Origin of the sequence: Paractinoplanes maris (assembly GCF_023544465.1) — a bacterium.
GTDB lineage: Bacteria > Actinomycetota > Actinomycetes > Mycobacteriales > Micromonosporaceae > Actinoplanes > Actinoplanes maris.
Genome location: NZ_JALPVL010000007.1, coordinates 51005 through 77352, shown reverse-complemented (window position 1 = coordinate 77352; position 26348 = coordinate 51005). Strand labels below are relative to the sequence as shown.

Sequence of the window (26348 nt, the reverse complement as noted above, 5' to 3'; positions counted from 1 at the left end):
GCCGGCCCGGCAGCGGACCGTCCGGGGGCTAGAACGACGAACCCAGGGGATGGTCGAACCCGCGCTCGTTCATCTGCGCGGCGGCGGCGAGCAGGGCCTGGGCGAACGCGGCCACCCGTTCGTCGGTGAACCGCACCGTGGGCCCGCTGAGAGTCAGCGCGGCGACGACGGTGCCGGCGCGCCCGACGATCGGCACAGCCACCGCGGACAAGCCCTCGTCCCGCTCGCCGTGACTGACGGCGTATCCGCGCTGCTCGGCCTCGTCGATCCACTCACGCATCCGGCGGACATGCCCTTCCCCGTACGGCGACGAGCGGGCCACCCGCTCCAGCAGGGCCGGGGAGGCGTTGCGCAGCAGCACCTTGGCCGAGGCGCCGGCCCACAGGGGCAGCTCGTCGCCGACGTGCACCACATGCCGCAGCGGCTGCGGGCTTTCCTGCTGGGCGATGCAGATCCGGACGATGTCGCGGACGACGTAGACGTTGACGGTCTCGCGCTCGCGCGCCGCGAGCTCGCGCATCATCCGCTGGGTCTCCGGCGGCAGCTCCCAGCTGCGCCGGGCCAGGTGGGCCCACCGCCACAGCCCCGGTCCGGCCATGTAGCCCGAATTCGTGGCCCACAGCAGCCCGCTCTGCTCGAGGGTCTGCACGAGGCGGATCACCGTCGTCTTGGCCAGCCCGGTGGCCGCGACGATGTCCCGTACGGCGATCAGCGGCCGCTCCTCGGTCAGCAGCGCCAGGATGTCGAGCGCGCGCTGGACGCTGCGGACGCCCTGGTTGTCGCCGGACTCATCGGTGGCCGGGCGCCGGGTCGCGGATGTCACGGTGACTCACTCCCTTTCGTCGCACCCCGGCTCGCCGGGATGCGATGCGGCCGCGTGGTGCGGCCGGTGCTGGTGCGGACATCCCGATTGTGCCGTCAGCGCCGCCGTGTCATCGGACCGTAACTTTTCCGACTCGGCCTCTTGCCTTCGGCGCTCGGCCAACCGTACGTTACACCGTAGTCCGTACAGCGGTCCATAAATGCCATTGCGGTCCGCTCAATGGACCACTGGAGGCGTAATGCTGAAATCCATCCTCGAATCGGCCGACGGTGTGGCGGTGGCCGCGCCTTCCCTGCTCGCTGGTGAATGGCTGCTCGACGGCCCCTCGGCCGAGCGTGTCGGGCCTTTCACCCGCACCGTGGTCAGCCGGGCCCGGGTGGCTGCGCCGGACGACGTCGCACGGGCGGCCCGATACGCGAGGACGGGTGCCCGTACGGTCGCTCGTCAGGCTCCGGCGACCCGGGCGCGCATCCTGGAGCGCGCCGCGGTGCTGGCCGGCGAGCACCGTGACGCTTTCGCCCGCCTGATCGCTCTCGAGCTCGGCAAACCGGTCAAGGACGGACGCGCCGAACTCGACCGGGTGGCCGACACCTTCACGGTCTGCGCGGCCGAAGCGCGGCAGATCGGCGGCGAGGTGCTGCCGGTGGCCGGCTGGGACCGGGGCGTCGGGAACACCGCCCTGACCTACCGGGCGCCGGCCGGCGTGGCGCTGGCCATCACCCCGTTCAACGCGCCCGCGAACCTGCTCGCGCACAAACTCGGCGCGTCGTTCGCGGCCGGCAACAGCACCATCGTCAAGGCGCCACCCCAGGCGCCGGCCGTCTCCGCGGCGCTGGTCGCCCTGCTCCTCGAAGCTGGCGCCCCACTCGAGTCGGTGCAACTGCTGCACGGCGGGGGCGAGGTGGGTGCGCAACTCTGCGCGGCCCCGGAGGTCGCTGTCATCAGTTTCACCGGCAGCGCGGAGACCGGCGCGGCCGTGGCGCGGGCCGCCGGCGCGAAGCGGCTGGTGCTCGAGCTGGGCGGCAATGCCGCCACCATCGTCTGCTCGGACGCGGATCTGGCGGATGCCGCCCAGGTGTGTGCCCGCACCGGGTACAGCAATTCCGGTCAGAGCTGCATCTCGGTCCAACGGGTCTATGTGGACCGCGGCCGCTTCCACGAGTTCGTCGATCTGCTGACCGCCGAAGTGGGGCGGCTGCGTGTCGGTGACCCGCTGGACCCGGCGACCGACGTCGGTTCGATGGTCGACGAGCAGGCCGCCGAGCGCGTGCTGACCTGGGCCACCGAAGCGGCCGGCGCGGGCGCGCGGATCACTGTCGGCGGCACGCGTGAGGGCGCCACTCTCGCGCCCACGGTGGTCGCCGATCCACCGGCGGACGCGTCCGTGGTCCTGCGCGAGGTCTTCGGCGCGCTGGTCACCGTGCTGCCCTTCGACGAATTCGATCAGGTGCTGGACACCTGCAACGCCAGCCGGTTCGGATTGCAGGCCGGGCTGTTCACCCACGACATCGGCCGGATCCTCACCGCCTGGCGCGAACTCGAGGTCGGCGGCCTGGTCGTCAACGGCTCGTCCAACTTCCGGCTCGACCACGTGCCGTTCGGCGGGGTCAAGGATTCCGGCTTCGGTCGCGAGGCGCCACGGCAGATGGTCGAGGACTACACGGTCATCAAGACGCTCCTGCTGCGGGGCCTGTCGATCTGGGGAGAGAACTGATGGACGCACGCACCGCCGCCGAGGCGATGGTCGCCCAGCTCGCCGGCTACGGCGTCGACCACATCTTCGGGACCTGTGGGCACACCAACATCGCGCTGCTCGACGCCCTCGGCCGCAGCGACATCGAGTTCGTCGTCGCCCGCCACGAGCAGACCGCGGCGCACGCGGCCGACGGCTACGCCCGCGCCACCGGCAAGCCCGGCGTCCTGCTGATGCACGTCGGCCCCGGCATGATGAACGCCGTGACCGGCGTGGCCACCGCCGCGCTGGACTCGGTGCCGCTGGTGGCCATCTCCGGCGACATCCCGTCCTACCTGCACGGCCGGCATCCGCATCAGGAGGTCAATCTGCATGCCGACGCCGACCAGACCGCGATCTACCGGCCCTTCGTCAAGCGGGCCTGGACCGTGCACCGGGTGCAGGACCTGCCGCGGTTCACCGAGCGGGCGTTCTGGACCGCGACCAGCGGCCGTCCCGGCGCGGTGCTGCTCAACATCCCGATGGACATGTTCTCCCGGCCCTTGCCGCCGACGGTGCCCGGCTACCCGCTCCCGGTCTCCGCGACCCGTCCCGACCTGCCCCCGGCCGACGCCGATCGGATCGCCGCGGCCCTCATCGAGGCCGACCGACCCCTGATCTACACCGGTGGCGGACTCGGCGGCGCCGACGGCCGCCGTGCGCTGCGCGAACTCGCCGAGCATCTGGACATCCCGATCGCGCATTCGCTGATGGCCAAGGGGGCGCTGCCCGACGACCATCCGCTGGTGCTCGGCATGACCGGCTTCTGGGGCCTGGAGGTCACCAACACGTACGCCCGTGAGGCCGACGTCGTGCTCGCCCTGGCCACCCGCTTCGCCGAAACCGACTCGAGCTCCTGGAATCCCGACTTCACCTGGGCCTTCCCCCCGGGCCGGCTGATCCAGGTCGACATCGACCCGGCCGAGATCGGCCGCAACTACCCGGTCGAGATCGGCGCGGTGGCCGACGCGGGCCTCGCCGCGCAGCAGATCCTGGCCGCCGTCCGCCGCCGGCTCCCGGCCGGCACCGACCGTCCCGAACTGCGTGAGCGCATCCAGACGGCGCGGGCCGAGCTGTTCGCCGGCAGCGCCGAGCGCGGCCGCAGCGACCAGTTCCCGTTGCGGCCCGAACGCATCCTGGCCGACCTGCGGGCCGCCCTGCCCGAGGACGCGGTGCTCGTCACCGACGTCGGCTGGAACAAGAACGGTGTCGCCCAGTGCTACCCGCTGCCCGCCGCCGGCCGGTTCATCACCCCCCGGCGGAGCGTCCACGATGGGCTTCGGGCCGGCCGCCGCGCTCGGCGTGCAGATCGCCCAGCCCGATCGGGTCGTCGTGGCGCTGATCGGCGACGGCGGCATGAGCGCGCAACTGCCGGCCCTGCCGATGGCGGTCGAGCAGGGCCTGCCGGTCATCTTCCTGGTGATGAACAACCGTGCCCACGGCACCATCTCAGACCTGCAGTCGAGCTTCTTCGGCCGCAGTTACGGGTGTGACTTCGTCGACCCGGACGGCAACCCGTACAGCCCCGACTTCGCCGCCCTCGGCCGCGCCTGCGGCGCCGACGGCTACCTGGTCGCAGAACCGGGCGAGCTCACCGCCGCCCTCAAATCGGCGATCGGCCGCCGCCGTCCCGCGGTGATCGACGTGCCGATGGTCAACGAGCCGGTGCCCACCCCGGGCCACTGGAACATCAAGGACATCTATCAGGGCCTTTTCGAGTAAAGCCCTACTGAAAAAGAGGTGAGACGCTCATGGTTCGACTCCGCGCCGCCGCTGCCATATCCACCGTCGCCGTGCTCGCCACCGTCCTGGCCACCGGCTGCAGCGCCCCCGGTTCGGACGAGGAGGAGTCGGGAAGCGACTCCGGACCCATCAAGATCGCCGTGGTCGACGCCCAGAGCGGGCAGCTGAGCTCGCTGGGCGCCTGGGAGCTCAAGGGTGCCCGGCTGGCCGTCGACGAATGGAACGCCCAGGGTGGCGTCAACGGCCGTCAGATCCAGCTCGACGTGTTCGACGACCAGGGCGATCCGACGATCGGCACCAACCTGGCCCGCAAGATCGACAGTGAGGGCTACCTCGCGATGATCGGCACCGCCGAGAGCGCGGTCACCATCGCGATGGCGCCGCTGCTCAAACAGGCGCAGATTCCCAACATCACCTCGGGCCAGTCGCCGGGCCTGGTCGGCGCGGGCAGTGAGTTCCTCTTCCTCAACGGGCCGACCAGCACCACCTACGACGAGACCCTGGCCAAGCACATTTTGGACGGTGAGGGTGTCAAGAGCATCGCGATGATCACCAACAACGGTGGGTACGGCAAGGGTGAGCACGACGCCTTCCTGAAGGCGCTGAAGAGCCGCAGTGTCACCCCGGTCGTCGACCAGGTGGTCACCACCGAGCAGAAGGACTTCAGCGCGGTGCTCACCTCGATCCGGCAGAAGAACCCCAAGGTGATCTTCCTCGGTGCCGAGGAGGTGGAGTCCGGCCTGATCGTCAAGCAGGCGCGGGATCTGGGCATCACCGCCACCTTCGCCGGTGCGGCGCCGCAGGGCACGCCGGTTTTCGTGGACACGGCGGGCGCCAAGAACGCCGAGGGCACCATCGTCAGCTCGCCGTACCTGAGCAACGAGATCAACGAGGCCTCGAAGAAGTTCGCCGCCGCGTACAAGGCGAAGTTCAACGAGGAGGCCGAGTTGCACGGGGCCAAGGCCTACGACGGGACGCAGATCCTGCTGACCGCGCTCAAGACCAGCAACGTGGCCACCGGCAAGGACCTGGCCGAGGCCATCCGCGGCACCAAGTATCAGGGTCTGCTCGGCAACTTCGCGTACGACCAGACCGGCGTCGGCATCTTCGAGACCTCGATCGGCATCATCCGCGACGGCAAGCTCGTCGCCGCCGGCTCCTGACGTATCCCCGCCGAGGCCCGGCGCCGGCCTCCGGCGGCGCCGGGCACCGCCACCAGAAGGAGAACCATGCAGGTCTTCCTGCAGACCGTCATCGGCGGGGTCAGCCTCGGTGCCGTCTATGCCCTGGTGGCCCTGGGTTTCTCCCTGGTCTACCGCACCATGGGCCTGGTCAACTTCGCCCACGGCAACGTGGTGACCGTCGGCGCCTACCTCGCCTCCACCTTCTACCTGTCCACCAAGTTGCCGTTCGCCCTGGCCATGGTGGTCGCGATCGGCCTGACCGCAGCGATCGGACTGGTCATCGAGCGGGTGCTGCGCCCGTTGGAGAACCGCGACTTCGACCTCATGCTGATCGGCACCATCGGCTTCGGCATCGTGCTCGACGCCCTGATCATCATGGTCTGGGGCGCCACCGGCCGCGCCGTGCCGTCGCCCGTCCCGTCCGCCCCGATCGAGCTGTTCGGATTGCGCATCCGCACCTACGACCTCGTGGTCCTGGCCATCGCGGCCGCGGCGACGGTCCTGCTCGTCCTGTTCCTCTCGCGCACCAAGCGCGGCGCCGCGATGCAAGCGGTCGCCATGGATCACGAGGCGGCCACCGCGGTCGGCATCCACGTCGGGCGCAGCAACGCGATCGCCTTCATGATCGGCGCCGGTCTGGCCGCGCTGGCCGGCGGTCTGGTCGGCCCGCTGCTGTACGTGAGTCCCGCCCTGGGCGGCGCTCTCGGCATCAAGGGCTTCGCCGCGGCCATCCTGGGCGGCTTCGGCAGCATCCCCGGGGCCATCGTCGGTGGTCTCGCGATTGGCATCCTCGACTCCTTCACCGCCGGCCATTTCCAGGGCTACTCCGAGCTGGTCACCTTCCTCGTCTTCACGGTGATCATCATGGTGCGGCCGACCGGCGTCTTCGGCGAGCGGACGGTGAACCGGGCATGAAACAGCGCATCGCGGTCGCGGGCCTGATCGGGCTGGCCCTGTGGTTCCTGCCGTACGGCCTCGACTCGTACGCCATCCACGTCGTCAACGTCATCCTGATCTTCGCCATCCTGGCCATCGGTCTCGGCCTCGTGATGGGCGTCGCCGGCCAGGTGAACCTGGCCCAGGTCGCGTTCTTCGGCGTCGGCGCCTACGCCACGGCCATCCTGACCACCCACCAGGGCCTCGGATTCTGGGTGTCCGCCGTGCTGGCCGTCCTGGCCACCGTGGTCGTCGGCGTGGTCGTCGGCACCCCGGCGCTGCGGGTCCAGTCGCACTATCTCGGCATCGTGACCCTTGGCCTGGCCCTCGCCTTCACCAACTGGGTCACCAACGCCGAGATCGCCGGCGGCGCCGAGGGCATCTCGGCGATCCCCGCGCCCACCCTGCCCGGCATCGACCTGTCCAGCGAATACCTGTACTACTACTTGGAACTGGCCGTCTTCGCGGTGGTGCTCACGTTCGGGCTCTTCGTCGTCCGCACCGGGCTGGGCCGGCGGATGCGGGCCATGCGCGACGACGCCCTCGCCGCGGGTGCCCTCGGGGCCGAGGTGCCCGTCCTGCGGATGACCGCCTTCATGCTCGCCAGCGTCTACGGCGGGGTGGCCGGGGTGCTCTACGCCGGGCTCATCCGATACGTCGCGCCCGAATCCTTCAACATCGCCAACATGTTCCTGCTGCTCGGCATGGTCATCATCGGTGGCCGGCAGAGCCTGATCGGCTGCGTGATCGGCGCGGTGAGCCTGGCCCTGGTGCGCGAGGCGCTGGTCGACCATCCGACGATCGCCCAGGTCGCGTACGGCTCGGTGGTCGTGCTGGTCGTGGTCTTCGCCCCCACCGGTCTGGCCGGCCTGCCGACGCGGATCAGGGCGCTGCTGGCCCGGCGCCGCGGCCACCAGGGCACGGCGGCCCAACTTCAACCCTTCCAGCCGTACGAGACCAGCCCGGCCGACGACACCCGGCGTACCACCGCGATCCTCGAGGTCGAGCACGTGAGCAAGCAGTTCCGGGGACTCAAGGCCCTCGACGACGTGTCGCTGACCGTCGCCGACCGGGAGATCCGCGGCATCGTCGGACCCAACGGCTCGGGCAAGACCACGCTGTTCAACGTGATCAGCGGCCTCTACCGGCCGACCGCCGGCCGGGTGCGGTTCCTGGGGCGCGACATGACCGGCCAGGCGCCCTACCGGCTGGCCCGCGCCGGCATGTCCCGGACCTTCCAGAACCTGCGGCTGTTCGGCGACCTGACCGTCGAGGAGAACCTGCTCGTCGCGCTCGACCGCAGCCGCACCCGGCAGAGCTGGCGATACGTGCTGCGGCCGATCAGCGTGCTGCGGCGCGATCGCGACCTGCACCGGCAGGCGCGCGAGGTGCTGACCCGCTACGGGCTCACCGAATTCGCCGGGCTGGCCCCGAAAGCGTTGCCCTACGGCATCCAGCGCCGGGTGGAGATCGCCCGGGCCGTGGCCGCCGCACCGACCCTGCTGCTGCTCGACGAGCCCGCCGCCGGCCTCAACGGCGAGGAGGTCCGGCAGCTCAGCGAGATCGTCCGGTCCATCCGCGACAGCGGCCTCACGGTGATCATCATCGAGCACAACATGGGCCTGGTCATGTCGCTCTGCGAGCAGATCACCGTGCTGGCCAGCGGGCGGATCATCGCCGAGGGACGACCGGACGAGGTGGCGCGCGACGCGGCCGTCATCGAGGCGTACCTGGGGGACTCCATGACGGCCGACGACCTGCCCACCGTTCCGGAGGTGACCCGATGACCACGACGTCCGCAACCGGCCTCGCCACGCTCACCGTCGAAGGCCTCACCGTGCACTACGGCGGCGTCTGCGCCGTCCGGGACCTGAGCTTCTCGGTCCCCGGCGGCGAGGCGATCGGCGTCATCGGGGCCAACGGCGCCGGCAAGACCTCGACCCTCAAAGCGGTGATGGGTCTGGTGCCGCGCACAGTGGGCGCGTTGCGCTTCGGCGACGTCGACCTGAGCGTGGTCAGCGCCCGCACCATGGTCCGGCACGGCATCGGGTACGTCCCGGAGGGCCGCCACGTGTTCGCGGGGCTCCCGGTCGAAAAGAACCTGCTGCTCGGCGCGTACGCCCGCAAATGGAACGCCGCCACCCGGCAGACCCTGACCGAGGTGTACGACCTGTTCCCCGTGCTCGGTGAGATGCGCGGCCGGCTGGCCGGTGCCCTCTCCGGCGGCCAGCAGCAGATGCTCGCCATCGGCCGCGCCCTGATGTCGCGCCCCCGGCTGCTGCTGCTCGACGAACCGTCGATGGGCCTGTCGCCGAAACTCGTCGAGGACATCCTGGCGGTGCTGCTGCGCCTGCGTACCGAAGGACTGTCGCTGTTGCTCGTCGAGCAGAACGCCAAGCTCACCTTCGAGGCCACCAGCAGCTGTCTGGTGGTCGAGAACGGTGAGGTGGCGATGACCGGCACCTCGGCGCAGCTGCGGCACGATCCCCGGGTGCGGCAGATCTATCTGGGGCTGTGAGCCGTGCTCGCGCTCTTGCTCGGCGAGCCGTTCCCGATCGGGCGGACGGTGCTGCGCAACCGGGTGGTGAGCCCGCCGATGGAGCGCAACTACGGCACGGCCGACGGCCGCGTGACCGACCAGTATCTGGCCTATCTACGGGCCCGCGCGGCGGGCGGCGCCGCGCTGGTCTTCACCGAGGCGACCTATGTGCGGGCCGACGGGCGTGGCCGGGTCCGGCAACTCGGCGCGCACGCCGATCACGTCGTACCCGGCCTGCGCGCCGTCGCCGACGCGGTGCATGCCGAGGGCGCCCTGGCCGGGGTGGAGCTCAACCACGGCGGCCGGGTCACCGATCCGGCCGTCTCCGGGTTCCAGCCGGTCGCGCCGTCGCCCGTCCCGTTCCGCGGGCGCACGCCGCGCGAACTCGGCACGGACGAGGTCGCGCGGATCGTGGTGGCCTTCGGCGCGGCCGCCCGCCGGTGCGCGGAGGCCGGGGTCGACGTCCTCGAGGTGCACGCCGCGCACGGCTATCTGATCCACCAGTTCCTGTCGCCGCGCACCAACCTGCGCGACGACCGGTACGCCGATCCGCCGGTCTTCCTCAACGAGGTGCTGGCCGAGATCCGGCGCGAGGCCCCCGGACCGGCGCTGTTCCTGCGCCTGTCCGCCTTCGAGGGCGTCCCCGGTGGGCTGGATGCCGACGCGACCCTGGCCCTGGTCCGCCGCCTCGATCTCGACCTGGTCGACGTCCTGGACATCTCGGCCGGCTCGTACGAGGCGGGGGAGTGGATGGTGCAGCCGGGCGAGGTCGCCCGGGCGGTGCTCGCGCCGTACGCCGCCCGGTTCCGGGAGTTCGACCGGCCGATCTGTGTCGCCGGCCGGATCCCCACCGGCGAGGTGGCCGAACAGGTGCTCCGATCCGGCGCGGCCGACCTCGTGGCGGTGGGCCGGGCCCAGCACGCCGACCCGGCCTGGACCGCGACGGTGCTGGCCGGCCGGGCGCCCCGGCCGTGCATCGGCTGCAATCAGGGCTGCATCGACGAACTGCACACCCAACAGCCGATCTGGTGCCTGGTCAACCCGGCCACCTCGCACGAGAACGAACCGGCCTCCCACCGGCGCCGGGTGCTGATCGTCGGGGCCGGCGTCGCCGGGCTGGAGGCCGCCCGCCGCGCCGCCGAGCGGCGGCACCAGGTCACCGTCTGGGAAGCGGAGCCGTTGCTGGGTGGGCGGTACCGGCTCGCCGCCGACCTGCCCAGCCGGCCCGAGTTCGGCCGGCTGCTCGACTGGTACGAGGCCGAGCTGTCCCGTCTCGGGGTCGAGGTGCGGCTCGCCACCACCGCGACCCCTGGGCTGATCGCGTCGCACGCCCCCGAGGTGGTGGTCGTGGCGGTCGGCGGGCACGACCATCGGCCGCTGGTGCCGGGCAGCGACCGGCCCCGCGTGATCGGCTTGGACGACTGGCTGCGGTCGCCACCGGCGGTCGGCAGCGGCGAGGCCGTGACGGTGTGGGGCGCCGACCGGGCCGGACTGGCCGTCGCCGACGCGGCCGCGCGGTCCGGCTGCCGGGTGGTGCTGCTCGGCGCGGGCGGCGAGATCGCGCCGGAGGCCGGGTTCCGCGAGAAGGTGCTGCTCGTGCGGCGCCTGACCGATGATCCGGGCGTGAGCGTGCGGCTGGGCACAACGGTGGAGGCCATCGAGGACGACCGGTTGCTGGTCGGCCACGACGGCCGACGGGAATGGCTACCTGTGCGCGGACCGGTGGTGGTGTCCCAGGGCACCGTGCCCCGAAGTGTCGAGGTGGGCCGGGGAGCCTGGCAGACCATCGTGCTGGACCACGCCGCCTCCGCGGCCGAGGCGATCCGGCACGGCGCGGCGGCGCGGTTCTGAGCTTGCGGACCGGAGGGGGAATCATGGCCATCACGACCTCGACCGAGCAGATGCTGAGCATCTCGACCGAGAGCCTGTCCGGCACCCTGGACGACAAGGTGGCCGCGGCCGCGGCCGCCTCCTTCACCGGCATCGAGATCGGTGAGAGCGACCTCATCGCCTCCCCGTGGGCGCCGTCACGGTTGCGCCGGGAGTGCGCTGATCGCGGCCTCACCGCCGACGTCTACCGGTCGCCGTGGGACTTCGAGCCGACCACCGCGCACGCGTTCGCCGCGGTGCTGCGGCGGGCCGGGCGCGAGTTCGCCCAGCTCGAGCAGTTCGGTCTGCGAACCGTACTCATCCGTTCGTCGGGCTCGGGCATGCTCGATGATGCCGACACGGCCGCGGAGCAACTGTCGCGTCTGGCCTCGCTGGCCGACGGGCACGGTCTGCGGCTGGCCTACGAGGCGGTCCCGTGGGGACGATTCGTGCGCAGCGCCGGGCACGCGTGGGAGATCGTGCGCCGGACCGCCCACCCCGCGCTCGGTCTGAGCGTGGACAGCTTCCACGTCCTGGCCGGGCCGGACGACGCGACCGTCGTCGCGACCGTTCCCGGCGACCAGCTCCTGCACGTACGGCTGGCCGACGCCCGTCGGGGCGCGAGCACCGCCGACGACAGCCGGCGCCATCGGCTCTTCCCGGGCCTCGGCGTTCTCGACCTCCCAGGGTTCCTCTCGCACGTCCACGCAACCGGATACGCCGGCCCGCTGTCGCTGGCCGTGGGCAACGACATCTACCGCCAGATGGATCCGTGGCAGACCGCCGTCGACGGCATGCGGGCCCTGCGCATGCTGGTGGCCGGGCTGCCGCCCACGACCGAGCTCGCCGGATACGCCTTCGTCGAACTGGGCGTGGACGACGACTCGGGACCGGCAGTCGGCCGGCTCCTCGCCGCCCTGGGCTTCGCCCGCACCGGACGCCACCGCTCCAAGCCCGTGGACCTCTGGCAACAGGGAGACGTCCGGATCCTGCTCAACGCGGCGCCGCACCAGGCCACCACACCGGGCACCGCGGCGATCTGTGCGCTCGGCGTCGCCGGCACCGATCCCGCCGGCTCCGCCCGCCGCGCCGACCGGCTGCTGGCCCCGCTGCTGCCGCGCACTCGCCAGGCCGGCGAGGCCGACCTCAACTCGGTAGCCGCACCCGACGGCACCGCCGTCTTCTTCTGCCACGGCGACTTCTGGACGGCGGATTTCGCGGCCACCGGGGAGCCGCGGCGCGACGGCGCGTGGACCACCGGCATCGACCACGTGGCGCTCACCGAGACCGTTGACGACTTCGACCAGGCCGCGCTGTTCTACCGGTGCGTTCTCGGTCTGCAGCCCGGCGAACTGCAGGAGCTCGCCGCACCGTTCGGCATGCTGCACAGCCGGGCGTTCATCGACCCGTCGGGGCGTGTGCGGATCACGCTCAACGCCGCGATCATGCGGCGCGGAGACTGGGCGCCGGGCGTGCACCGCCCTCAGCACATCGCGTTCGCCACGACCGACGCCATCGCCGCGGCGAAGCAGGTGCGCGCATCCGTCCTGCCGATCCCCGCCAACTACTACGACTACCTCGACGCGCACTGGGACCTGCCGCCCGGTCTGCTGGCCGAGATGCGGGCCCACTCGGTGCTCTTCGACCGTGACGAGCACGGCGACTACTTGCATTTCTCCACCCCGATGGTCGGTTCGCGCGTGTTCTTCGAAGTGGTGCAGCGCCTCGGGGACTACCGGGGATTCGGCGACCCCAACAGCGTGCCGGTGCGGATGGCGGGCCACCGCGAGCGCCGGATAGCCGCCCTGCGGCAGAGCCGGCGTGACTACTCCCTGGCTCACCTCACGGCGCTGAGCCTGTCCCCGCCCGATCTGGTCGATGCGGCGGCCGAGGCCGGATACCGCTACGTGGGGCTGAGGCTGACCCGGGTGACAGCTCAGGAGCCGAACCACCCGCTCACTACCGACCCCGCGCTCATGCGGACCACGAAGGTGCGGCTGGCCGCCACCGGCATCGAGGTTCTCGACATCGAACTCGCCCGGATCGGCCCGGACGACGACCCGCGAACGTTCCAGCGCGTCCTGGAGGCGGGCGCCGAACTCGGCGCCCGGCATGTCATCAGCCAGCTTCCCGACCCGGACCCCGAGCGCAAGGTCGACAACTTCGCGCGGCTCTGCGAGATGGCCCGTCCGCTCGGGCTGACCATCGACCTCGAGTTCCCGTCCTGGACCCAGACCAGCGACCTGCATGAGGCCGTCCGGGTGCTCCGTGCTGCCGGCCAGCCGAACGCGGGCATCCTGGTCGACCTGCTGCACTTCGCCCGCTCACAATCGGACGTGCGGGAACTGCGGCGCCTTCCCGCCGAGTGGTTCCACTTCGTGCACGTCTGCGACGCCCTCGCCGCCATCCCGGCCACCGACGAGGGCCTCATCCGGACGGCCCGCTTCGAGCGGCTCTTCCCCGGCGACGGCGGCATCGACGTGCACGGCATCCTCGACGCCCTGCCTTCCGGCATCCCGTACGCCCTGGAGATCCCGCGAGCCGATTCCGTCGCCTCCGTGGGCCCCAAGGAACACGCGCGCCTGTCCCTCGCCGCGGCCCGCCGCTACCTCGACCTGGAAGAGCACTGACAGGCGCGCCTCATCTTCACCGTGATGTGTCAGTGCCGGTGGCGGTCGCCGCCCTTCTGGAGTCAGGTGACCGATGCCGTCGGATCGGCTGCGCGCGACGATTACGCCATGACCTGACGCATGCGCTTGGCTCGGCCGCGGTGCCTTCGCCCGTCACACGCCGCAGCCGGCCATCAACCGTCTGGCATCTACGAAAGGAATCGGCTGTGTCCCACCATCTTGATACCCCCTTGGCGGCGCAAACCGGGCAGCTGTTTCTCGACGATCTGTGCGTTTTCCCGGGGGAGGACAGCACCGTCCTGGTGATGGACGTCAACTCGACGATCAACGGGCTGCACTCCGAGCCGAGCTTTCACCCCGAGGGCCGCTACGAATTCAAAATCCACTTCGACGGGGCCGAGTTCGAGGAGCTGACCTACCGGATCTCCTTCGCCGAGCCCGACGCCGACGGGTGGCAGGCCCTGCAGGTGCACGAGCTCACCGGCGGTGACGCTCGCGACGACTCGGCCGACGGCGAACTGCTGCTGGAGGGTCGTACGGGCGAAAGCTCCGGCGACTCCGGCGCGCGGATCTGGGCGGGACGCATCAAGGACTGGTTCTACACCGACCTTTCTCTGCTGTCCAAAATCAACGCGGCGGTGAACGACGGAAACGCTGTCGACATGTCCGGCTGGCGGCCACAGAGCGCCATCAACAATTTCGCCGGCACCACCGTCGACTCCATCGTGCTGGAGATCTCGCACCGGCATCCCCGGCTGCGCCCCGGTCATCGGATCGGCGTCTGGGCCGCCACCAAGCTGGCCACCGACGCCGGCGGCTGGCGCCAGGTCAACCGAGCCGGCCACCCCATGATGTGGCCGATCTTCTGGCCCGCCGACGTGCACTTCGACCAGCCGTTCGACACCCAGCACGTGTCCCAGGACGTGGAGTCGGACCGGGCCCACATCGCCGAGCACATCGCGGCCACCATTGCCGCCGGCAAATCGTCGGCCGATCCCACCGGATACGCCCAAACCGTCGCTCACGAGCTCTTTCCCGATGTGCTCAGCTATACGGTCGGTACGCCGGCAACATACGGCTTCGCTGTCCGCAATGGCCGCACGCTGGCCGACAACGCCCCCGAGGTCATGCTGTCCCTGGTCACTGGCACCGCCATTCCCTCCGGCCTGGACCCGACCAGCAACGAACAATTCCGTACGGCGGAATTTCCCTACGTCGTCCCGGCCTGACCGCCTGTTCCCGTCACCGGCGCGAGCCGTGCCGAATCCCACTCGCAAAGACATCGAAGGATCAAGAATGCCCGAGAAGTTCACGGGTCGCTGCGTGTGCAATGCGATCTCGTACGAGTTCAGCAACGCCCCCGACTTTGTCGCGAACTGCTATTGCCGGGACTGCCAGAAGTCGTCCGGCGCCGTGATGGCAACGTATTTCAGCGCCGCCGCCGACGACTTCAAGCTCCTCAGTGGCAGCCCGCGTTCCTACCCCTACATCGCCGCCAGCGGGAACACGCTCCAGCGCAATTTCTGTCCTGATTGTGGTGCCCGGCTGTTCCAGGACAAGCTCTCCGGGTTTCCCGATCAGGTGTTCGTGATGCTCGGCAGCCTCGACCACCCGGAAACCATCAAGCCGCCGATCATGGAGATCTTCACGAGGTTCCGCATCTCCTGGACCAAAGCACTGGACGTGCCGCAGTATCCCGGTCGTCCCGACGGGCTCGAACTGTCGCCCAGCGAGCGGGAAAAGGTGGGCGCCGGCGAGGGGTGCGGCTGACCCAGCCCGACGCGGGAGGCGGGCCGGCAGGCATCAGGCGCTGCCGGCTCGCGCTTGTCGGACCAGCGTCAGGGCGACCACCGCCGAGCAGGCCACGGCGGCCACCAGGATCACGCCGGTGGTCGTCAGGACCGCCGTGGCCAGCGGTGACAGCAATACCACCACGGCCGCCGGCAGGATCACCGCGCCGGGGATGCCGGTGATCGGCACGAGCGGTGCGTGCAACGCCCACAGCAGGATGAGGAAGACGCCGACCGGGATGGCGACCGCGGCACTGACCACCAGGTCGGCCGCCTCCAGCGGGTGCCCGGTCCGCAGCACCGCTACTTCGAGGCCCGCGCCGAGGGCGGCCAGCGCGGCGAAGATGCCGTAGTGCCCGTAACCCCACACGTAGGCCAGGTGGCGTCGCTGTTCCAGCCCGGTGCCCGCCCGCTGCAGGTAGTACAGCCACCAGAGCGCGAAGACCAGCATCAGTCCGGACAGCGCGACCACCGCGAGGGCGCCCCGATGGCCCGGCACACGCAGCGCCTCCTGGACCGCCGTGGTGGCGGCCAGGACGCTCTCGCCGAGCAGGATGATGGTGAACAGCCCGTACCGCTCGGCGATGTGATGCGGGTTCCAGCTGGACGCGCCGGCCCGCTCGGCCCAGAGCGGCACGGCCATGTCCGCCAGCGCGAGCACGACGGCGCTGGGCAGCGCCACCGATGCCGGCAGCGCGAGGCGGGCGAGCCAGCCGACCTGCGCGACGCTGTATCCGACGGCGGTCCGGACCGGGCCGCGCCGGTGGTGCGGATCGCTGATCGCGGCCCGGATCCACTGCGCGACCAGTCCGGCCCGCATGATCAGGTACCCGATGGTGATGCCCCGGAAGTCCCCGTCGTCGAAGGCGGCCGGCACCCCGGCCGCCAGGATCAGCACGCCGGCCATCTGCACCATCGTGAACAGGCGGTACGGGACGTCGTCGGTGTCGTAGCCCGAGGCGAACCAGGTGAAGTTCATCCAGGCCCACCAGATGGCGAAGAACACCACGAGGAACACGGCGATGGCCGACGCCGGATGGCCCTGCTCGATGCCGTGCGCGAGTTGAACGGCGATCTGGCCGACGGCCACCACGAAGGTCAGGTCGAACAGCAGCTCCAGCGGTGTCGACGCGCGGTGCCGCTCGTCTGTCCGGCGGGCCGTCATCCTGGTGCGCAGGGGCCGCATCCCGGTCGCCTATTCCGGCGAGGACGGTGTGGCGGCGAACTCCGCGGCATGCTCGGCGGCGAACTGCGCGAAGGTGCGCGGCGCCCGTCCGAGCACCTGCTCGAGGTCGGGTGCCACGGGGGCCACCCAGCCGGCTCGGACGATCTGGTCGTACAGCACGGTGATGTCGCGGGCGTACCGGGGTTCGTGGCCGTCCGCCACGTAGTGCTCGTAGAAGGCCTCGGCGTCGCCGTCGGCGTAGGTGATCGGCCGCCCGGTGGCCCCGCTGAGCTGTTGCGCCGCGTCGGCCATGGTGAGCGACTCGGCCCCGGTCCACACCTGGTCGGCGGTCGGCCGGCCCGACCCGACCAGGACGGCCAGCGCCGCGGCGACGTCGACCGCGTCCACCATCGCCATCGCTCCGTCACCGAACGGCAGCCGCCAGGTGCCGTCCGGTTGGATCCAGGCGGCGAACTGCAGCAGGTTCTGCATGACGAAACCGGGCCGGACGACGGTGGCCGGCACGCCGGCGGCCTGCAACCGCTGTTCGCTGCGATAGTGGTCCCGGGCCAGGGCCAGCGGCGCATCGGCGGCCGGGCCCCCGACCGACAGTTTGATCAGGTACGCCACGCCGTGGCGCTCAGCGGCGTCGATGACGGTCAGCTCCTGCTGCGCCTGTCGTTCGCTGTTGGCGGCGATCAGGACGACCTGATCACAACCGGCCACCGCCCGGTCCACCGCGGCGGGATCGTCGAGGTCGGCGATGACGGCAAGGGTCGCCAGATCACCCAGAGTCGCAGCCCGGTCGGCGGTGCGGACAGAGGCCCGGACGTCGTGCCCCCGGGCGGCGAGCTCGCGGACGAGCCGGCTGCCGATCATGCCGGAGGCGCCGGTAACAAGAACGGTTGTCATGAGGGCGGACGCTAGAGATCGCCACTTAACTCCCAGTTATCCGCCACCCATCGCGCACTTCAGTACGAGGTGTGATCTGCGCACGGATCGGGCCGGTGAGGTGGCGATTCGCGAATGGCTGCCTAGCCTGGAGCGCAGACCGAACGCCGTCACCGAAGGAGTCGTATGTCCTCCCTGCGGCTGGCGGTGCTCGGGCCCGTGCGGGCGTGGCGCGGCGGCACCGAGGTCAATCTCGGCCCCCGCCAGCAGCGACTGCTGCTCGCGCTGCTGATCCTGCGGGCCGGTGAGGTGGTCCCGTCCGGCGAGATCGTGCGCCTGATCTGGGGCGAGGACCCGCCACCCACGGCGCAGAACATGGTTCACGTCTACGTGGGGTCGCTGCGCAGATTGTTCGAGCCGGGGTTGCGGCCCCGCGCCAACGGCCGGTGGCTGCTGCGCGAGGTGGGCGGTTACCGGTTCGTGCCCAACGACGCCGACATCGACCTGTCCCGATTCCGCGACGACCTGGACCGGGCCGGGCAGCTCGAACGGTCCGGCGCCGGCGACGACGCCCTCGACCTGATCCTGGCCGCGGTGGCGCGGTGGCACGGCCGCTGCGCCACGGGCCTGGGCGCCGACGCCGAAGCCGATCCGGCTTTTGTGGCGGTCGAGCACGAGTACGTGCTGGCCGCCCGGGCCGCCGCGCGGCTCGCGTTGCGGTGTGGCCGCAGCGCCGAGGTGTTGTCGCTGCTGCGCGAGGTGGCCGCCCGCGACCCGCTCGACGAGAGCCTGCACGCCGACCTGCTGCGCGTTCTGGCCGCCGACGGCAAACAGGCCGAGGCGATCGCGCTGTTCGGCCGGCTCCGCACCCGGCTGGCCGACGAGCTGGGCGTCGACCCCGGGCCGGAGCTGATGCAGGCGTACACCCAGGTCCTGAGCCCCCCGGAGGTCGCGCGTCGCGAGACGCAGGCGCCGCGGGCCGAGAGGGTCCGGCCGGCTCAGCTGCCGTCCGACCTGCCGTCGTTCGCGGGCCGTGACACCAGCGTCCGGCTGGCCGCCGGTCTGCTCCGGCGGGCCGATCGAGGGGTGCCCATCCTCGCCTTCGACGGGATGCCCGGCGTCGGCAAGACCACCCTGGCGGTCCATGTGGCGCACGAGGTGGCGGCCGACTTCCCCGACGGGCAGTTGTACGTGGATCTGCGCGGCTTCGACACCCCCGCCGACAGCGCCGGCCCGGCCGAGGTGCTGCACGGGTTCCTCACCGCCGTGGGGATCGCGCCCTCGTCCGTACCGGCCGGGGTGGACGCGCGATCGTCGCTGTTGCGCAGTGTCCTGGCCGACCGGCGGATGCTGCTGGTGCTCGACAACGCGCGCGACGCCGACCAGGTTCGCCCGCTGCTGCCGGGGACCGCCGGCAACGGGGTGCTGATCACCAGCCGCCGCCGGCTGGCCGCCCTGGCCACCGGTCACGGCGCCACCCTCGTACGGGTCGAGGTGCCCTCGGCGGCGGACGCGCGCGCCCTGTTCGCCGAGCGGGTCGGGGCGCGCCGGGCCGCGGCCGAACCAGCCGCCCTCGACGAGATCATCGAGCTGTGCGGACGGTTGCCCCTGGCGCTGGCCATCGTCGCGGCCGGCTTCGCCGTCCAGGCCGGTGAGCCGCTGGCCACCATCGCCACCGAGCTCCGGCGGGCACCGCGGACGCTGTCCGCGTTGACCGACGGCGAACCGGACCTGGACCTGCACGCGGTGTTCGGGTCCTCCTACCGGCTGCTGAGCGAGGCGGCCGCCCGGCTGTTCCGGTTGCTGCCGCTGAGTCCTGGCCGTCACCTCACCGTCACGGCCGCCGCCGCGCTCACCGGCGAACCCGTCCCGCAGGCGCGCCGGCACCTGCACGAGATCAGCCTGACCGGCCTGATCGAGCAGTTCCGGCCGGGCCAGTACCGGCTGCACGACCTGATTCGCGGGTACGCGCTCGACCTCGGCGTCGACGAGCAGACCGCCGGTGAGGTGACGCACCGGATCCTCGGCTACTACTTCCGCACCGCGCTGGCCGCCAACCGGCTGGTGCGGCCGGGTTACGAGCCGGTTCCGGTGCCCGGGTGCATGCACGGGGTCGCGGCCGAACCACTGGTGGACGAGGCGGCCGCGATGGCCTGGACCGCCGAGGAACGGCACGCCCTGCTGGCCGTCATCGTCGCGGCCGCGCGCCGGGGCGACAGCCGCCATGCCTGGCAGTTGGCGCTGCTCATCAAGGACCTGTTCCACCGGCACGGATGGTGGCAGGACTCCGCAGCCGTTCTCGCCATCGTGCTCGAGGCGGCCGAGCGGGCCGGTGACGCCGAAGGAGTGGCCCAGACTCATCGGAGCCTGGCCGTCGCCCGGCACCTGCTCGGCGACTCGGACGCCGCCGTCGGCCACCTCGAGGTCGCGTACGAGGCGTTCGCGTCGTACGGGGACGAACTGGGTCTCGGTCTGGTCCGGATGAATCTCGGCTACATCGCGCATCAGCGAGGCGATCAGGGCGCCGCGGTCGACGACCTGACCGCCGCCCTGACGGTTTTCGGCGAGCGGGGAGAGCGGCAATTGGAGGCGGTCGTGCTGGCCACCCTGGCCGAAGCTTGGCTGGCCGAAGGCGACGAGCAGGAAAGCGCCCGGTACGCGGCACGGGCCGCCCTGCTGTGTGCCGAGCTGAAGGACGCGTGGAACGAGGCCCGAGCGGTGAGCACGCTGGCCCGGATCCATCGCCGCCACGGCAAGTTTGTCGCCGCGATCAGGCTCCACCAGTACGGCATCGACCTGCTGCGCCGGCGGGGATCGGTGCTGGCGGTGGCCGAGGACACCAACGAGCTCGCCGACACACTGCACGCCAGCGGCGAGACCGACAGCGCGCGCCAGGTTTGGACCGGCGTGCTGGCCCGGCTCGCCGGCGAGCCGATGACCCGGCCCGCCCTGCGCGCCGGGCAGCGGCTGACCCAGGGCGGCTGATGGCCGCCGCGCGCCGCGCGACGCCCCTGCCCGAATCTCGGCGTCCGGCCCGCAGTTGGGGCAACAGTGCCCCCACCGCGCGCCGTTTCCCCTGTTCAGCGCTATGTTTGCGGGACCTTGACGGACGGGCGGGCCGAACGGAGTGGGGTCGGTCTTGAGCGACGACGACAGGGCTCTGCGGTTCGCGCTGCTGGGCCCGCTGCGGGTCTGGCGTGGCGAGCAGGAGCTCGACCTCGGCCCGGCGCACTCCCGTCTGGTGCTGGCGCTGCTGCTGGCCCGCTCGGGCCGGCTGGTGGAGATCGGCGAGCTGGTGCAGCTGTTGTGGGGAGCCGACGTCCCGCCCACCGCGGTGAACATGGTGCATCGTCATATCGGCATGCTGCGGCGCGTCCTCGAGCCCGGACTCGCCGCGCGCTCGGGCGGCCGCTGGTTGTCGCGCGACGTCGGCGGCTACCGGCTGGCCCTGGACGGCAGTCGTTTCGACCTGGCCGATTTCCGGCAGCACGTCGCCGCGGCCCGGGAGCGGGCCGGGCGCGATGGACCGGCCGCCCTCGACGAGCTCCTCGCCGGGCTGTCGTTGTGGCGGGGCCGGTGCGGGGCCGGTCTGAGCGCCGCCGTCGACGCGCACCCCGACTTCGTGGCGATCGACCGGGAACAGCTCTCCGCGGTGCGGGCCGCCGCCGCCATCGCCTTGGGGCACGGGGCGGCTTCTCGCGTCCTGCCGGTGCTCACCGCGGCTGCCGCCCGACATCCCCTGGACGAGGCGTTGCAAGCGCAACTGCTGCTGGCGCTGGCCGCCGACGGCAACCAGAGCGCGGCCGTGTCCCGCTACGGGGAGGTACGGGCATATCTCGCCGACGAGCTCGGAGTCGATCCGGGCGCCGAGCTGCAGGCGGCCTACCTGGCCATCCTTCAACCGGGCGCCGATGAGCCGGGCGCCGCCTCCGAGCGGGTGACTCCGGCGCCGGTCCCGCCCGCTCAGCTGCCGTCGGACCTGCGGGTCTTCGTCGGACGGGAGGACCTCATCGACGAGGGGCTCGCTCTGCTCAGCGCCGACGGGTCCTCCGTACCGATCCTGGTCCTGGACGGCATGCCGGGGGTGGGCAAGACCGCCCTGGCGATCCATCTGGCCCATCGGCTGGCGCCGCGCTTCACCGACGGCCAGCTCTACGCCGACCTGCGGGGGTTCGACGCCGACGGCCGCACCTTCGACCCGGCCGACGTCCTGCAGCTGTTCCTGGTCGCCCTTGGCGTCCACCAGGAGGCCATTCCGGCCTCGCTCGACGGCCGGGCCGCGCTCTACCGCAGTGTGACCGCCGGGCGGCGGCTGCTGATCGTGCTGGACAACGCCCGCGATGCCGACCAGGTGCGGCCCCTGCTGCCCGGAACGGCGCCGAACGCTGTCCTGGTCACCAGCCGGGGGAGGCTGGGTGGGCTGGCGACGATGAACGGCGCCCACCTGCGCCGGCTCGAAGTGCTCACCGAGGCCGAGTCCGTCGCGTGCATCACCGGGCGCATCGGTGCGGGCCGGGCCGAGGCCGAGTCCGAGGCGTTGAAGGAGATCATCGACCGGTGCGGGCGCCTGCCCCTGGCGCTCGCCGTCGTCGCCGCGCGGGCGGCCGGTGACGCCGACCAGTCCCTGCGCGACATCGCCACCGAGTTGCGATCGGGCGGCGACCGGCTGACCGCGTTCAGCGACGACGGGCTCGACCGGGATGTGCGGGCGGTGTTCACCTGGTCGTACCGGTCCCTGAGCCCCGGTGCCGCCCGGCTGCTCGAGCTTCTCACCGTGCACCCGGGTGCTGACATCACGGTCGAGGTGGCGGCGAGCCTGGGCGGCATTCCCCAGGCGCGGGCCCGCTCGGAGCTGGCCGAGCTGGTGCGCACCGGTCTGCTGTGCCGCTACCTGCCGCGGCGCTACCGGCAGCACGACCTGGTCCGCGTCTTCGCCGCCGAGCTCGCCGCGGCCCACCTCCCGCCCGCTGACCGGCGGGACGCCTGGCACCGGCTCGTGGACCACTTCGTGCACACCACAGACGCGGCGGTCCGGCTGGGCCGGGTGGGGTTCGCCGGAATCGACGTGGCGCCGCCGGTCAGCGGCGCGGTCGTTCTCACGTTCGACGATCTGACCGCCGCGCGCGGGTGGTTCGCCGAGGAGCACGTCACCGTTCGCGCGGTGATCGACGAGGCGGCGGCCCGGACCGACGTCGGCACCTGCTGGAAACTGGCCATGCTGGCCAAGGAGATGTTCCAGCTGGCGTTCCTGTGGCCGGAATGGGCTCTGACATCGTCCGTGGCGGTCGAGGCGACCACCCGGGCCGGCGATCTGACGGGCATGGCGCAGAGCCATCGCAGTCTGGCCGGGGCGCGGCACTTCCTCGGTGACACCACCGCCACCACCCATCACCTCGAGGTCGCGGCCGGCCTGTTCGAGCAGACGGGCGACCGGATCGGGCGAGCGGAGGTGTTGATGAACCTCGGCTGGGTCGCGATGACCGAAGGTGACCACGACAACGGCATCGAGATGCTCCACGAGTCGCTGGGCATCTTCGTCCAGGCGGATCGGCCGCACGAGGAGCTCAATGTGCGCGCGCTGCTGGCCGATCACCATCTGGCCGCCGGGGACGACCACCGGAGCCGGGAGATGGCCGTGTCCGCGTTGCGGATCGCCCGCAGACGCGACGACGCTCACAAGATCAGCCTTTTGCTGGGCACGGTCAGCCGCTTGGAGGCGCGCCGGGGGCACACGGTTTCCGCGCTGCGGATGCGTCAGTACATCGTCGACGAGGAGCTGGCCGACAACCGTCTTCACGAAGTGGCCATGAGCCTGATCCAGGTCGGCGCGATCCTGTACGGCGCCGGTGAGGTCGACGACGCGTGCCGGGTGTGGCGCAGAGCCGGCGGCATGGCCGATGCGGGCGTCCTGCGGCTCTCCGTCATCTCCTGGCTGCCACCCGAGATGCGGGCGATCTGCTCGGAGGCCGTCGAGGAGGCGACCACCTCGGAGCCGGCCGCCGTCGGAGGCTGAGGCTGGTCAGTCACTTTCACCGGCTCCCTCGAAGACTCCGGCCAACTGCCACCGGCCGGCCACGCCCAGCTTCGGATAGACCTCGGCCAGATACCACGTGACGGTGCGTTCCGAGCAGTGCAGGGCGGTCGCGACCTCGCGCGTGGTCAGGCCACTCGCGGCCAGCTCGGCCACCCGGCGCTCCTGGGCGGTCAGGACGTCGGCGGTGGCGGGCTCGCGCACCGGCCGCCCGGTGGCCACCCCCGCCGCGCGCAGCTGATCCGCGGCCACCAGCCCCCACCCGCCGGCGCCGGCGCTGTCGAAGACGAACTGGGCCTCGCCGAAGTACTTCCGGGCGATGATGACCTGACCGTGGTCGCGCAGCCAGATCCCGTACGACAGAAGCGTGCGACCGAGCTCGAGCGGGGCCCCGCAACGGCGCCCCGCATCCACCGCCTCCTGGAAGAGCGCCCCGATCTCGTCCTGGTCCTGCGGGTGTCGCGCGGCCCGCAGTAACGCCCGGCCGCGCAGCGTCAGGGCGCACAGGTGGGCCGACCCCAGCACCGACGCGGCCCGCTCGGCCTCGGCCAACCGGCTCTCCGCGACCGCGACGCACGCCGGTTCCCCGGTGCCCACCGCGGCCTCGACCCGGTCCGCGATCGCGTTCCAGGCGGTCGTGGTGTGCTCGTCGACCAGATTCAGTTCGGCCCAGGCCTCGGCATGCCGGTGCGCCCGCAGTGCGGCGACGCCCGCCGCCCAACCGGTGATCGCCCTCGTCAGCGCGGGCCCGGGTTCCATCGAGCGGGCCCGGGACACGTCCGCGGCGACGGCGGACAGGTCAGCCGACCACGCGTGGGCCAGCGCCCGGCCCGCCGCGGCCAAACCGTAGGTGACGCTCAGGCCCAGCTCCTCACTGAGAACCTGGGCTCGGGTCGTCTCCGCGACGGCGTCCCGGACCCGGCCGGAGACCACGCGGGTCACGGCGCTGTCGGCCAGCCGGCGCGCTTCGTCGCTGACCGCGCCGCCGGTGGCGATCAGGGCGTCGCGCACCAGATCCCAGCTGTGTGCGGCGGCCTCGATGTCGTGCAGGCATTCCGCCGTACGTGCGGTCGCCATCAGCAGCCGGCCGGTGTTACGCCGTTGCTGATCGCCGTCCGAGAGCATGAGCCGGCCCAGTCGCGTGGTCAGCCCGGCCAGCCGATCCCGGACCGCGGCCGCTCCGGTCAGCGGGTCGATCCAGGTGAGGGCCATCGTGAGCAGCAGCGGCGCCGGGATCTCGCTCGGCACCGGCGATGACGGCCAGGCCTCAGCCGGGCTCGACGTCACCTCGAGGATCTGCCGGAGACCGGTCCAGGTGGTCTCGGAGATTCCGTACGTCCAGGCCACCGACGCGACGCCGACCAGCAACGGTGCGAGCTCGGTGACCGACGCCGGTGCCTGGTCCAAGTGGTCGCTCGCCAGCGCGATGGCCGAGGTCACGGCCTCCTCGGCCGACCGGTGCTGAAGGCCCGCGGTCAGGCTCAGGATCGACCGGGTCAGGATCGTCCGGCCCAGCACCTGAGCGTTCGGCCGGTGACCGGTGGACAACGCCGCGGTGATGAGCTCACCGGCTTCGGCGCTGTGGCCGGCCTGGCGGGCGAGTTCGGCGGCCAGAGCGAGCCGGTCACCGCGTTGCTCACCGCCCGGCGACAGCCGCGCCGATCGGCGCAGCAGACGGACCGCCTCGACCAGCGCTCCTCGCCGGGCCGCGTGCGTGGCCGCGGACGCCAGCTCGGCGGCGGCGACCTCGTCGTGGTCCAGGGCGGGCGCGTGGCGATGCCAGGAAGCGTGGTCGAAAGTGCGCGTGGCGAACGCCAGGGCGTCGTGCGCGGCCGCGTGCTCGGACGACGTGGCCGCGGCGTAGACAGCCCGGCGCAGCAGGTCTCGCCGGAACCGCACACGATCGTGGTCGACCACGATCACATCGGCCCGCTCGGCCGGATCCAGGTCCTCGGGGCACAGGCCCAGGCTGTGCGCGGCCGGGATCAGCTCGACGAGCGACGCCCGTCCCGCGGCGGCCACGAGAATCAGGAATCGACGGGTCGCCGGGGGCAGGCCGGTGACCTCCACCAGTTGACTGTCCTGCAGGCGGCGACTGATCGGCAGCCGGCCGCCGGTGAAGGCGGCACTGCTGTCCGACGCCATCGCCAGGGCGCACTCGCGCAGGGCCAGAGGATTGCCCTCGGCGCCGTCGACCACGCGCTCCCGGGCGATGTCGGACAGCCCGGGAGCCGCCGCTGCCACCAGTTGCCTCGCCGCGGCGGGCGGCAGGGGTGGCAGTTCGATCGTGGTGGCCGGCCACGGGAGGCGACGCCCGGCCGCCGGGCCCGAGTCGCGGATCGTCGCGATCAGCAGGATCGGCGCGGTGCGCAGCCGGCGAGCCACGAAAGAAAGCACATCGATGGTCGCCTCGTCGAGCCATTGGACGTCGTCGACCGCAACAACCAGCGGCTGGTCCCGGGCGATCGATTCCAGCAGGGCCAGGACTGCCGTGCCCGTCCTCAGCCGGGACGGCTGCGGGCCTTCCTCGGCCGACAGCAGGGCGCGTACCGCTGATTGCTGCGGCTGGGGGAAGGCGTCCAGCCGGCCGAGCTCGTCGTGCAGAAGCTCGTGCAGACCCGCGCCCGGCTGATCGGTCTCCGACCGTACGCCCGCGCACCGAAGGACCCGGAGCCCGGCCGAAGCGGCCCGCTCGGCGACCACGTCGAGCAGTGCCGACCGGCCCGCCCCGGGCTCACCGGCGATGGTGACCGCGGCTCCTGGCCCGGATGCCGCCGCGATCAGCTTCGTCAGGTAGGCGAGCTGTCCTTCCCGCCCGATCACCTCGCTCGCCGCCATCGGTCCTCCCGTCGCCAGGCACCAACCACCGCTGACCGGTGCCGGACACCAGACTGGCCGAGCGTAATGACCTTTCACTTATCCAGCGCTGACGACGGTCAGCGGTGCGCCGTCAGCGGCGAATAAGTGAAACATCATTGCGGTCGGCCAGTCTGAAGTGGCTCCGGCCTTCGCGAG

Annotated in this window: 16 protein-coding genes and 1 pseudogene; 13 read left to right on the top strand and 4 right to left on the bottom strand. The window is 71.8% G+C overall.

The features are described from left to right. Positions 1–28 precede the first annotated feature (28 nt). A complete protein-coding gene (locus NAG42_RS44940) occupies positions 29–823 on the bottom strand; it encodes an IclR family transcriptional regulator (RefSeq protein WP_250032247.1) in 795 nt (264 codons plus the stop codon). A 238-nt stretch (positions 824–1061) separates the two neighbouring features. Here NAG42_RS44940 and NAG42_RS21010 point away from each other — a divergent pair, with 238 nt between their 5' ends. The 11 genes and pseudogenes from NAG42_RS21010 to NAG42_RS20960 all read left to right on the top strand — a co-directional run bounded on the left by NAG42_RS21010 (position 1062) and on the right by NAG42_RS20960 (position 15226). Continuing rightward, a complete protein-coding gene (locus NAG42_RS21010) occupies positions 1062–2537 on the top strand; it encodes an aldehyde dehydrogenase family protein (protein WP_250032245.1) in 1476 nt (491 codons plus the stop codon). Further along, positions 2537–3484 (top strand): annotated as a pseudogene (locus NAG42_RS21005) (thiamine pyrophosphate-binding protein); the annotation flags it as partial. The gene NAG42_RS21010 and the pseudogene NAG42_RS21005, both read left to right, overlap by 1 nt. A gap of 343 nt (positions 3485–3827) precedes the next feature. Then, the gene (locus NAG42_RS21000) at positions 3828–4277 is read left to right on the top strand and encodes a thiamine pyrophosphate-dependent enzyme (protein WP_250032243.1); all 450 of its coding nucleotides are present in this window, start codon (positions 3828–3830) and stop codon (positions 4275–4277) included. Between the two features lie 29 nt (positions 4278–4306). Then, a complete protein-coding gene (locus NAG42_RS20995) occupies positions 4307–5461 on the top strand; it encodes an ABC transporter substrate-binding protein (protein WP_250032241.1) in 1155 nt (384 codons plus the stop codon). Between the two features lie 66 nt (positions 5462–5527). Beyond that, on the top strand, positions 5528–6397 hold the full coding sequence (locus NAG42_RS20990; RefSeq protein WP_250032235.1) for a branched-chain amino acid ABC transporter permease: 870 nt from the start codon (positions 5528–5530) through the stop codon (positions 6395–6397). After that, positions 6394–8205 (top strand): branched-chain amino acid ABC transporter ATP-binding protein/permease, encoded by a 1812-nt coding sequence (locus tag NAG42_RS20985; protein ID WP_250032233.1) that lies wholly within the window; start codon positions 6394–6396, stop codon positions 8203–8205. The genes NAG42_RS20990 and NAG42_RS20985 overlap by 4 nt, the downstream gene beginning before the upstream one ends. After that, positions 8202–8936, top strand: coding sequence for an ABC transporter ATP-binding protein (locus tag NAG42_RS20980; RefSeq protein ID WP_250032231.1), 735 nt, complete (start codon positions 8202–8204; stop codon positions 8934–8936). The genes NAG42_RS20985 and NAG42_RS20980 overlap by 4 nt, the downstream gene beginning before the upstream one ends. 3 nt (positions 8937–8939) lie before the next feature. After that, positions 8940–10808, top strand: a complete 1869-nt coding sequence (locus NAG42_RS20975; RefSeq protein ID WP_250032230.1) for an oxidoreductase — start codon at positions 8940–8942, stop codon at positions 10806–10808. Between the two features lie 23 nt (positions 10809–10831). Continuing rightward, complete coding sequence (locus NAG42_RS20970; RefSeq protein WP_250032229.1) at positions 10832–13456, top strand: TIM barrel protein; 2625 nt, start codon at positions 10832–10834, stop codon at positions 13454–13456. A gap of 32 nt (positions 13457–13488) precedes the next feature. Beyond that, positions 13489–14685, top strand: coding sequence for a DUF4331 family protein (locus NAG42_RS20965; RefSeq protein WP_250032227.1), 1197 nt, complete (start codon positions 13489–13491; stop codon positions 14683–14685). Between the two features lie 67 nt (positions 14686–14752). Further along, complete coding sequence (locus NAG42_RS20960) at positions 14753–15226, top strand: GFA family protein (protein ID WP_250032226.1); 474 nt, start codon at positions 14753–14755, stop codon at positions 15224–15226. A 33-nt stretch (positions 15227–15259) separates the two neighbouring features. Here NAG42_RS20960 and NAG42_RS20955 read toward each other — a convergent pair whose 3' ends face one another. Both NAG42_RS20955 and NAG42_RS20950 read right to left on the bottom strand, forming a co-directional pair. Then, on the bottom strand, positions 15260–16432 hold the full coding sequence (locus NAG42_RS20955; RefSeq protein ID WP_250032224.1) for a low temperature requirement protein A: 1173 nt from the start codon (positions 16430–16432) through the stop codon (positions 15260–15262). Between the two features lie 9 nt (positions 16433–16441). Then, positions 16442–17323, bottom strand: coding sequence for an NmrA family NAD(P)-binding protein (locus tag NAG42_RS20950; RefSeq protein ID WP_250032219.1), 882 nt, complete (start codon positions 17321–17323; stop codon positions 16442–16444). A gap of 165 nt (positions 17324–17488) precedes the next feature. On the opposite strand from NAG42_RS20950, the gene NAG42_RS20945 reads away from it, so the two are divergent. Both NAG42_RS20945 and NAG42_RS20940 read left to right on the top strand, forming a co-directional pair. Then, complete coding sequence (locus NAG42_RS20945) at positions 17489–20287, top strand: AfsR/SARP family transcriptional regulator (RefSeq protein ID WP_250032218.1); 2799 nt, start codon at positions 17489–17491, stop codon at positions 20285–20287. Positions 20288–20441: 154 nt separating this feature from the next. Next, positions 20442–23315 carry an AfsR/SARP family transcriptional regulator gene (locus NAG42_RS20940; RefSeq protein ID WP_250032217.1) on the top strand — a complete coding sequence of 958 codons (2874 nt, stop codon included), beginning with the start codon at positions 20442–20444 and terminating at the stop codon, positions 23313–23315. 6 nt (positions 23316–23321) lie between these two features. Here the strand turns inward: NAG42_RS20940 and NAG42_RS20935 are convergent, their stop codons facing one another. After that, a complete protein-coding gene (locus NAG42_RS20935; RefSeq protein WP_250032216.1) occupies positions 23322–26171 on the bottom strand; it encodes a helix-turn-helix transcriptional regulator in 2850 nt (949 codons plus the stop codon). Positions 26172–26348: the final 177 nt, after the last annotated feature.

Coding starts and splice junctions, on each gene's coding strand:
- NAG42_RS21010 (WP_250032245.1), top strand. CDS start 1,062: ATGCTGAAATCCATCCTCGAATCGGCCGACGGTGTGGCGGTGGCCGCG.
- NAG42_RS21000 (WP_250032243.1), top strand. CDS start 3,828: ATGGGCTTCGGGCCGGCCGCCGCGCTCGGCGTGCAGATCGCCCAGCCC.
- NAG42_RS20995 (WP_250032241.1), top strand. CDS start 4,307: ATGGTTCGACTCCGCGCCGCCGCTGCCATATCCACCGTCGCCGTGCTC.
- NAG42_RS20990 (WP_250032235.1), top strand. CDS start 5,528: ATGCAGGTCTTCCTGCAGACCGTCATCGGCGGGGTCAGCCTCGGTGCC.
- NAG42_RS20985 (WP_250032233.1), top strand. CDS start 6,394: ATGAAACAGCGCATCGCGGTCGCGGGCCTGATCGGGCTGGCCCTGTGG.
- NAG42_RS20980 (WP_250032231.1), top strand. CDS start 8,202: ATGACCACGACGTCCGCAACCGGCCTCGCCACGCTCACCGTCGAAGGC.
- NAG42_RS20970 (WP_250032229.1), top strand. CDS start 10,832: ATGGCCATCACGACCTCGACCGAGCAGATGCTGAGCATCTCGACCGAG.
- NAG42_RS20960 (WP_250032226.1), top strand. CDS start 14,753: ATGCCCGAGAAGTTCACGGGTCGCTGCGTGTGCAATGCGATCTCGTAC.
- NAG42_RS20955 (WP_250032224.1), bottom strand. CDS start 16,432: ATGCGGCCCCTGCGCACCAGGATGACGGCCCGCCGGACAGACGAGCGG.
- NAG42_RS20950 (WP_250032219.1), bottom strand. CDS start 17,323: ATGACAACCGTTCTTGTTACCGGCGCCTCCGGCATGATCGGCAGCCGG.
- NAG42_RS20945 (WP_250032218.1), top strand. CDS start 17,489: ATGTCCTCCCTGCGGCTGGCGGTGCTCGGGCCCGTGCGGGCGTGGCGC.
- NAG42_RS20935 (WP_250032216.1), bottom strand. CDS start 26,171: ATGGCGGCGAGCGAGGTGATCGGGCGGGAAGGACAGCTCGCCTACCTG.